Here is an 8579-nt window from a genome sequence, read left to right on the forward strand (position 1 = left end):
GGCGCGTTTTAAAATTGTCGATATCTCCCACAATGGCTGTCCGTATTGGACGGCCATTGTGCATTTTAGCGGTTGACAATTTTGCTGTGGGAAGATATAATTGTCAACAACCTTAAAGGAGGTAATGAATGATGAAGAAATCCCGCATCCTGTCTCTTGCCATGGCGGGTGCCCTTTGCTTCTCCCTGCTGGCCGGCTGCGGCGGCAGCGGCGGCACCGCCAGTTCCCCCGCGCCTGAGACCACCAGCCCCGAGACCGGCGCGCCCGAAAGCACCGCCCCCGCCGGCGGCAGCACGTCCGCGTTCAAGCTGGGCGGCACCGGCCCCCTGACGGGCGGCGCGGCCATCTACGGCAACGCGGCCAAGCAGGGCGCCGAGATCGCCGTAGAGGAGATCAACGCCCTGAACGGCGACATCCGGTTCGACCTGCGCTATGAGGACGACGCCCACGACGCCGAGAAGGCGGGCAACGCCTATAACACCCTGAAGGACTGGGGCCTGCAGATCTTCCTGGGCTCCGTTACATCCACCCCCTGCGTGGCCACCTCTTCCGAGAGCAACGCCGACCACATCTTCCTGCTGACGCCTTCCGCCTCTTCCACCGACGTGCTGGGCGGCGTGGCCGATCCTCTGACCGGCACCGTGAACATCCCCCGGAAGGACAACGCGTTCCAGATGTGCTTCATGGACCCCAACCAGGGCTCCGCTTCCGCGCAGTACATTTCGGATAAGACGCTGGGCGAGAAGATCGCCGTCATCTACAAGAACGACGACGTGTACTCCACCGGCATCTACAACAGCTTTGTCGCCAAGGCCGCCGAGCTGGGCCTGGAGATCGTGTCCACCACCACCTTTACCGAGGACAGCCAGACCGACTTCTCCGTCCAGATTGCCGACGCCAAGACCAACGGCGCCGACCTGATCTTCCTGCCGATGTACTACACGCCCGCCTCGCTGATCCTGGCCCAGGCCAAGGCTGTGGGGTATGCGCCCACGTTCTTCGGCGTGGACGGCATGGACGGCATCCTGACGCTGGACGGCTTCGACACCGCCCTGGCGGAAGGCGTTATGCTGCTGACCCCCTTCAACGCCGACGCCGAAGATGACGCTACCCGGAGTTTTGTGACCAAGTATCAGGAGAAGTACGGCGATATTCCCAACCAGTTTGCCGCCGACGCCTACGACTGCGTCTATGCCATTTATCAGGCCCTGACCAATGCCGGCGCTACCTCCGATATGAGCGCCAGTGAGCTGTGCGACCTGCTGATCGCCCAGTTCACCTCCCCTGAGTTCTCCTTTGACGGCCTGACCGGCGAGGGGATGACCTGGGATGAGACCGGCGCGGTCTCCAAGAGCCCCAAGGGCATGGTCATTGCCAACGGCGCTTACGTGGGCATGGACTAAGCCCGGACACAGCTGCCATACAGAACAGCGGTATTTATCCCGCCCTTACGGAAGTTCCGAGAGGGCTGCCCGAAACGGCAGCCCTCTTACTTCTGTTTTTGTCCCGCCGTGTCGTCCCGAGCGAAGGGGAGGAAGCGCTTCCTCCCCTTCGCTCAGGACGACAGAGAAGTTGCGGTCCTGTTTGGACGAGCGGCGCGGTCCGCCGGTCCGGACTCGGACCCGAGAGAGAATTACGAGGTGTGTGTTATGACCTTCCTGAACCATCTGATCAACGGGATCAGCCTGGGCAGCGTCTACGCCATCATCGCCCTGGGGTACACCATGGTGTACGGCATTGCCAAGATGCTCAATTTTGCCCACGGGGACGTGATTATGGTCGGAGCTTACGTCTGCTTCTTTGCCAGCTCCAGCTTCGGACTGCCCCCCATCCTGGGCGTACTCCTGGCCATGGCGGTCTGCACCGCCCTGGGCGTGGTGATCGAGCGGCTGGCCTACAAGCCGCTCCGGCAGGCCACCTCCCTGGCCGTGCTCATCACCGCCATCGGTATGAGCTACTTCCTCCAGAATGCCGCGCAGCTGCTCTGGACCTCCAACCCGAAGATCTTCCCCACCTTTTTTACCGTTACCGACCGGGAGACCGGGGCCGTCAAGACCGGCATCAGCCTGTTTGAAGGGCAGCTGAACCTCTCCTATGCCTCCATCGTGACCATCGCGGCCTGTATCGTCATCATGATCGCCCTGACCCTGTTTACCAGCAAAAGCAAGATGGGCAAGGCCATGCGGGCCTGCTCCGAGGACAAGGCGGCGGCACAGCTGATGGGGATCAACGTGAACACCACCATTTCCATGACCTTTGCCATCGGCTCCTGCCTGGCGGCCATCGCGGGCGTGCTGCTGTGCTCCTCCTATCCCACCCTCCAGCCCACCACCGGCTCCATGCCCGGCATCAAGGCGTTTACCGCCGCCGTTTTCGGCGGCATCGGCTCCATCCCGGGGGCGCTGCTGGGCGGCATCCTGCTGGGCGTCATCGAGATTTTGGCCAAGGCATACCTGTCCACCCAGCTCTCCGACGCCATCGTCTTTGCCGTGCTCATCGTCGTCCTGCTGGTGAAGCCTGCCGGCCTGCTTGGCAAGCTGGTCCGCGAGAAAGTTTGAGGTGGCGGATATGAAACGACTGAGCAAGACTTCAAGGGCCAACGGTTTGACCTACGTCATGGTGGTCGCTGCCTTTGTGATCCTCCAGGCGCTGAGCGCAGGGGGCGGGCTGAGCTCCACCCTTCAGGGGCAGCTGGTGCCTATCTGCGCTTATGTGGTCATGGCCCTGTCCCTGAACCTGACGGTTGGCATTCTGGGCGAGCTCTCTCTGGGGCACGCGGGCTTTATGAGCGTGGGCGCCTTTGCGGGCACGGTGGCTGCGGTCAGCCTCCAGGCCGCCCTTCCCTCCGCGCCGGTGCGGCTGCTGGTGTCCATGATCGTGGGCGCGGGCTGCGCCGCCGTGGCGGGCTTCCTCATCGGCATCCCGGTGCTCCGCCTCAACGGCGACTACCTGGCCATCGTCACGCTGGCGTTCGGTGAGATCATCAAGAGCATCGTCAATAATCTGTACATCGGTATGGACGGCGTGGGGCTCCACGTCAGCTTCCTCAAAAACACCATGACCCTGGGCGAGGGAGGGCGCATGATCCTCAACGGCCCTATGGGGATTCCGGGCATCCAGAAGATCTCCACCTTCACCGCAGGCTTTCTCCTGATCCTGGTGGCTCTGATCATCATTTTCAACCTGGTGAACAGCCGGGCGGGCCGGGCCATCATGGCCATCCGGGACAACCGTATTGCCGCAGAGAGCGTGGGCATCGGCGTCACCAAGTACAAGATGATGGCGTTTGTCCTCTCCGCCGCGCTGGCCGGGGCGGCGGGCACGCTGTTTGCCCAGGGGCAGACCGCCGTCATCGCCACCAAGTTCGATTTCAACACCTCCATTCTCATCCTGGTCTTCGTGGTGCTGGGCGGCCTGGGCCGGATGTGGGGCTCCATCATCGCCGCCGCAGCCCTGACCATCCTGCCGGAGGCGCTGCGCGGATTTGCCACCTACCGGATGCTGGTGTACGCCATCGTGCTGATCCTGGTGATGCTGGCGACCAACAACCCCATGCTCAAGAGCTTTTTTGCCCGGATCATTCCCAAACGGAAGGGGGCCAGCGTTGATGGCTAAGAAATTTGACAAGCCCAAGATGGTGCCCGTGCCCAGCCACTCCATCATCCCCGAACGGGATATCGACAAATCTCCCATCCTGGAATGCAGCCATCTGGGCATCGACTTCGGCGGCCTGCGGGCGGTGGACGATTTCAACCTGACCATTGGGCGCACCGAGATCGCGGGACTCATCGGTCCCAACGGCGCGGGCAAGACCACGGTATTCAATCTGCTGACCAAGGTATACCAGCCCACCCGGGGCACCATCCTGCTGGACGGCATGGATACCTCCGGCAAGACCACCGTGCAGATCAACCGCATGGGCATCGCCCGCACGTTTCAGAACATCCGCCTGTTCAGCAATCTGAGCGTGGAGGACAACGTAAAGATCGGCCTGCACAATCAGGAGCCCTATTCCATGCTCTCGGGCATCCTGCGCCTGCCCAACTACTGGCGGCAGGAGAAGGCCGCCCACCAGCGGGCCCTGGAGCTTCTGTCCATTTTTGACATGCAGGATCTGGCCGGCGTAAAGGCGGGAGCCCTGCCCTACGGCGCCCAGCGGCGGCTGGAGATCGTCCGGGCCCTGGGCACCAATCCCTCCCTGCTGCTGCTGGACGAGCCGGCGGCGGGCATGAATCCTTCGGAGACGGCCGAGCTCATGGAGAACATCGTCAAGATCCGGGATACCTTCCAGATCGCGATCCTGCTCATCGAGCACGATATGAGCCTGGTCATGGGCATCTGCGAGGGCATCTGCGTGCTCAACTTCGGCCAGGTCATCGCCAAAGGCACGGCCGAGGAGATCCAGAACAACCCGGAGGTCATCAAGGCCTATCTGGGTACCCATAAGGAGGCGTAAGACGATGCTGCTGAGCGTACAGGATATCAATGTCTATTACGGCGCCATCCACGCGGTCAAGGGCGTCTCCTTCGAGGTGGAGGAGGGAGAGATCGTCACCCTCATCGGTGCGAACGGGGCGGGGAAATCCACCACGCTCCAGACCGTGTCCGGTCTGCTGCGCTCCAAGACCGGTTCCATCACCTTCCTGGGGGAGAACATCAGCGGCGTGTCTGCCGCCAAGCTGGTCTCCCGCGGCCTGGCCCAGGTGCCCGAAGGGCGCCGGGTCTTCCTCCAGATGACCGTGGAGGAGAACCTGGAGATGGGCGGCTTCACCCAGCCCAGCAGCACCATTGCCCCCGGTCTGGAGCGGGTGTACGAGCAGTTCCCCCGGCTGAAGGAGCGCCGCCGCCAGGTGGCGGGCACCCTTTCCGGCGGTGAGCAGCAGATGCTGGCCATGGGGCGCGCGCTCATGTCCAACCCCAGGCTGCTGATGCTGGACGAACCCTCCATGGGTCTGGCCCCCATCCTGGTGGAGCAGATTTTCGATATCATCCAGGAACTGAACAAGGGCGGAGCCACCATCCTTCTGGTGGAGCAGAACGCTCAGATGGCCCTCTCAGTGGCCCATCGCGGCTATGTGCTGGAGACGGGGCGTATTACCCTCAGCGGTCCCGGAAAGCAGCTGCTGGAGGATGAGGCGGTCAAGAAGGCCTATCTGGGCGGCTGATGGCCGGGATGCCGGCAGGCCGGGCGGCCTTCCTGCGATCAAATAAACGGAAAGGACCGTCGGCAGTTCCCCGGGCGCCGGGGAAACTGCCGACGGTTTTTGCTTCCCACGCTTGACGGCTGTGCTATAATGTCAGGTAGAGCAATCGCAGGGCGGCCTGCGCAGGGCCGGGATCAACCGCCGTTCTCCTGAGCCGCCCGGATCTGTAAGGAGGAACCAGAGCATACCATGCCCAATTACTATGCCCATCTGAAATTTGGCGGCAAGGTGCTGGAAGCGCTTCCGCAAGGGCTTGCCGACGCGATCGCCGCAGAGCGGGAGGCCTTCGACCTGGGGTGCCTGGGGCCGGACCCGCTGTTCTTTTACCAGCCGCTGCGCCCCAACGCCGTCCGGCGGGAAGGGGTACGGATGCACCGCCGCTCCGCGCTGCCCGCCGCAGAGCGGCTGCGCCAGGCGGTCGAGGAGGGCCAGCCGCAGGCCGTAGGCTACACGGCGGGCTTTCTCTGCCATCTGGCGCTGGACAGCGCCTGCCACGGCTATGTGGACGAACGGGCCGCCGAAGGCCCCATCTCCCACATGGCCATGGAGGGGGAGTATGACCGGATGCTGATGGAGGACGATGGATTGGATCCATGCGGCAGGGCCCATTTGCCGGCGGCGCCGGAGGACGGCGCGGTCTGGCAGGCCGCCGCCCGGGCCTTCGTGCATGCCTCGCCGGGGCAGGTACGGCAGGCCTATCGCGCCATGACCTTTTTGATCGGTTTTCTGGCCCGCTCCTGCGGAACCAAGCGGGGAAGGGTGATCGGTGCGGTGAGTCATATGCTGCCCATTCGCTCCGCCAAGGGCATCGCCTTGAAAGAGGAGCCGCACCCCTCTGCGGCGGAGAGCAACGCGGATTTGGACCGCCTGCTGGAGCGGGCGGTGGAGGAGACGGCGGAGCAGCTTGGGGCATTCTTCCGGGCCGTCGCGGCGGAAGAACCGGTCCCGGCCTGGTTTGACCGGGATTTCAAGGGCAACCCGCCCCATATCCCGAGCACCCTGCGCTGGCAGGAGGCCCACAGCGCGTAAGTACATTGCAAAGGGACCCGGCGCGGGGCTACCGCGCCGGGTCCCTTTGCAGCTACAGGGCCTCCAGCAGAAAGGTGACCGGACGGATGCCGTCGGTGCAGCAGACCACGCTGACCCCGTCCCGCTTTTGCCAGGGGGTGTAGGAGGAGCCGGTGGACAGCGCGGATACCGTGCGGTAGAGGTCGATCCAGGCCCAGGGACAGAAGCCTTCCGGCATCTCCGCCCCGCCGGTGTAGAGGAAGCGGTCCCCCTCCTGGAAGAAAACGCATGCGCACTCCTCCGGCGCGTCAGTCAGGAATTCGCTTGCGAAGTCCTCGTAGAGCTGTTTGCGTAATACGGTGATTTGGACCTGTTTCATCCCGTGAGCTCCTTTCGCGGCGGGGCGCCGGGTGGGCTGCCGCGGCCGTCCGGCGTCTCTGTTTGAAATTCCGTCATCGTGTTCCAATAGCGCTTGGGCATGTGGGTCATGCGGCATTTGGGATTATAACGCTCGGCAATGGCAATGGCGTCGTAAAACCGGCGCCACAGCTGCCGGTAGTCCAGCTCCCGCCGGTCGGGGACGCCGGCCTGAAACCCTTCCACCGGTACGATGTCCCACCGGCCGGGCCGGGAAAACAGGGCCTCGTGGTGGGTGCGGTCGTGGATGACGAAGGCTTCCCCGGAGCAGCGGGCGCAGAAGTGAGGCCGCAGCAGGGGCAGGACCCGGTTCTTGGGCTCGATCTCAGCCACAAGCACCCCGCCCTGGTCCGAAAAACGGACGAAGCCGCGGAGCAGCTGAGCCTCCCCGCACAGATGCTGGTCGGCCTTGCGCAGTACGGCAAGCCGGGGGTCGGTCAGCTCGCGCATGACCCCGCCGCCCCGTTCGTACCCCAGAGCGATGAACCGCCACAGATGCAGCTCCCGCTCCTCCAGGCAGGTGAGAAAGCTGCGATAGACCAGGCGCTGGGCATCGGCGGAGATCCTGCGCGCCAGGGAGCGCCAGACCCGCTGGGCGTGGGCGCGGTCGGTCTCCACCGCCCGCTCCGGCCACAGGGAGAGCCGGGGGTCGGCGGGAGTGGAAAAGCAGACCGGGGCCTCTTTGTGCACGTAGCTTTCGAACACGCAGGACAAAAAACCGGCAAAGCTGCCGTCATATTGATAAGAAACCTGGGGCCAGACCTCCAATTGTGCGTCCTCCTTTTCGGGCGTGGGGCAACAAAACGCCTTTGTCAACGGATGGCGTCAAAGAGCGAGAGCTGCTGCGGAGCCTGTTGGGCCAGCAGGCTCCGCTCCTGCTCCGCCAGATGGCGGAGCACCCCGTCGGAATTCACCCGCAGGCCCTCCAGCATCCGCCCGGAGCAGGTGAGAAAGTATTGGGCGCGCTTGAGCACCACCCCCAGGGTCTTGAGCCCGGCAAAGGTGAGCCCTCCGCAGCGGCGGGCGGTGAGGATGCGCTGGGCGCTGCGTACGCCGATGCCGGGCACCCGCAGGAGGGTCTCATAATCGGCCCGGTTGACCTCCACGGGAAAGCGTTCCATATGCCGCAGCGCCCAGGAGCACTTGGGGTCCAGGCGGGGATCAAAGTTCGGATGGGTCTCGTCCAGCAGCTCGGCGGCGCGGAAGTGGTAGTAGCGCAGCAGCCAGTCGGCCTGATAGAGCCGGTGTTCCCGCAGCAGGGGCGGCTTGAACTCCTGGCGGGCGGGGAGCAGGGCGCTGTCGGACACGGGCACATAAGCTGAGTAAAAGACCCGCTTGAGCTGATACTTCCGGTATAACCCCTCGGTCAGGCGGAGGATGTGCAGGTCGCTCTCGGGGGTGGCGCCCACGATCATCTGGGTGGACTGGCCCGCCGGGGCGAAGCGGGGCGCGTGGCGGTACTTGGCCAGCTCCTGCCGGGAGAGGCGGATGCCGTCCCGAATCTGTCCCATGGGGGCCAGAATGGCGGAGCGGGCCTTGTCCGGGGCCAGCCGGTTCAGGCTCTGTTCGCTGGGCAGCTCGATGTTTACCGAAAGGCGGTCGGCCAGCAGGCCCAGACGATAGGTCAGCAGCGGGTCGGCCCCCGGAATGGCCTTGGCGTGGATATATCCGGCAAAGCCATATTCCTCCCGCAGAATGCGCAGGGCTTCCATCATCCGCTCGGTGGTGCAGTCGGGGTTGCCGCTTACCGCGGAGGAGAGGAAAAGCCCTTCGATGTAGGGTTTGTTTGAAAAAAGGTGGAGATTGTGCTAAAGCAACAAAACAGCGATGGAGGCAAGATACACAAAGGCCAGGAAGGAAGCATCCGACTTGTCATATCTGGTGGCGATTCTGCGAAACCACTTGATTTTCTGGAAAAAACACTCCACCAGATGGCGCTCCTTATACAGG

8 protein-coding genes and 2 pseudogenes are annotated in these 8579 nt (G+C 63.7%); 6 read left to right on the plus strand and 4 right to left on the minus strand.

Annotated elements, in window-relative coordinates:
• The first annotated feature begins 131 nt into the window (after positions 1 to 131).
• From NE547_RS02710 to NE547_RS02735, 6 genes are all read left to right on the plus strand, one after another.
• The gene (locus tag NE547_RS02710) at positions 132 to 1403 is read left to right on the plus strand and encodes an ABC transporter substrate-binding protein (protein ID WP_186906822.1); all 1272 of its coding nucleotides are present in this window, start codon (positions 132 to 134) and stop codon (positions 1401 to 1403) included.
• 246 nt (positions 1404 to 1649) lie between these two features.
• Positions 1650 to 2558 carry a branched-chain amino acid ABC transporter permease gene (locus NE547_RS02715; protein WP_186906795.1) on the plus strand — a complete coding sequence of 303 codons (909 nt, stop codon included), beginning with the start codon at positions 1650 to 1652 and terminating at the stop codon, positions 2556 to 2558.
• Between the two features lie 10 nt (positions 2559 to 2568).
• On the plus strand, positions 2569 to 3615 hold the full coding sequence (locus NE547_RS02720; protein ID WP_186906796.1) for a branched-chain amino acid ABC transporter permease: 1047 nt from the start codon (positions 2569 to 2571) through the stop codon (positions 3613 to 3615).
• 19 nt (positions 3616 to 3634) lie between these two features.
• Complete coding sequence (locus tag NE547_RS02725; RefSeq protein ID WP_243204679.1) at positions 3635 to 4456, plus strand: ABC transporter ATP-binding protein; 822 nt, start codon at positions 3635 to 3637, stop codon at positions 4454 to 4456.
• Positions 4457 to 4463: 7 nt separating this feature from the next.
• A complete protein-coding gene (locus NE547_RS02730; RefSeq protein ID WP_186906823.1) occupies positions 4464 to 5165 on the plus strand; it encodes an ABC transporter ATP-binding protein in 702 nt (233 codons plus the stop codon).
• Between the two features lie 228 nt (positions 5166 to 5393).
• Positions 5394 to 6233 (plus strand): zinc dependent phospholipase C family protein, encoded by an 840-nt coding sequence (locus tag NE547_RS02735; protein ID WP_256174676.1) that lies wholly within the window; start codon positions 5394 to 5396, stop codon positions 6231 to 6233.
• 52 nt (positions 6234 to 6285) lie between these two features.
• On the opposite strand, the gene NE547_RS02740 is transcribed toward NE547_RS02735, so the two are convergent.
• From NE547_RS02740 to NE547_RS02755, 4 genes and pseudogenes are all read right to left on the minus strand, one after another.
• The gene (locus NE547_RS02740; RefSeq protein ID WP_186906799.1) at positions 6286 to 6591 is read right to left on the minus strand and encodes a TIGR04076 family protein; all 306 of its coding nucleotides are present in this window, start codon (positions 6589 to 6591) and stop codon (positions 6286 to 6288) included.
• Positions 6588 to 7397, minus strand: coding sequence for a TIGR03915 family putative DNA repair protein (locus tag NE547_RS02745; RefSeq protein ID WP_256174677.1), 810 nt, complete (start codon positions 7395 to 7397; stop codon positions 6588 to 6590). Before NE547_RS02745 ends, NE547_RS02740 begins: the two co-directional genes overlap by 4 nt.
• Positions 7398 to 7441: 44 nt before the next feature.
• A pseudogene (locus NE547_RS02750) lies at positions 7442 to 8422 on the minus strand (putative DNA modification/repair radical SAM protein); the annotation flags it as partial.
• Between the two features lie 15 nt (positions 8423 to 8437).
• Positions 8438 to 8579: pseudogene (locus NE547_RS02755) on the minus strand (IS4/IS5 family transposase); the annotation flags it as partial.

This window comes from Flavonifractor sp. DFI.6.63 (genome assembly GCF_024462255.1).
GTDB classification, from domain to species: Bacteria; Bacillota; Clostridia; order Oscillospirales; family Oscillospiraceae; genus Lawsonibacter_A; species Lawsonibacter_A hominis.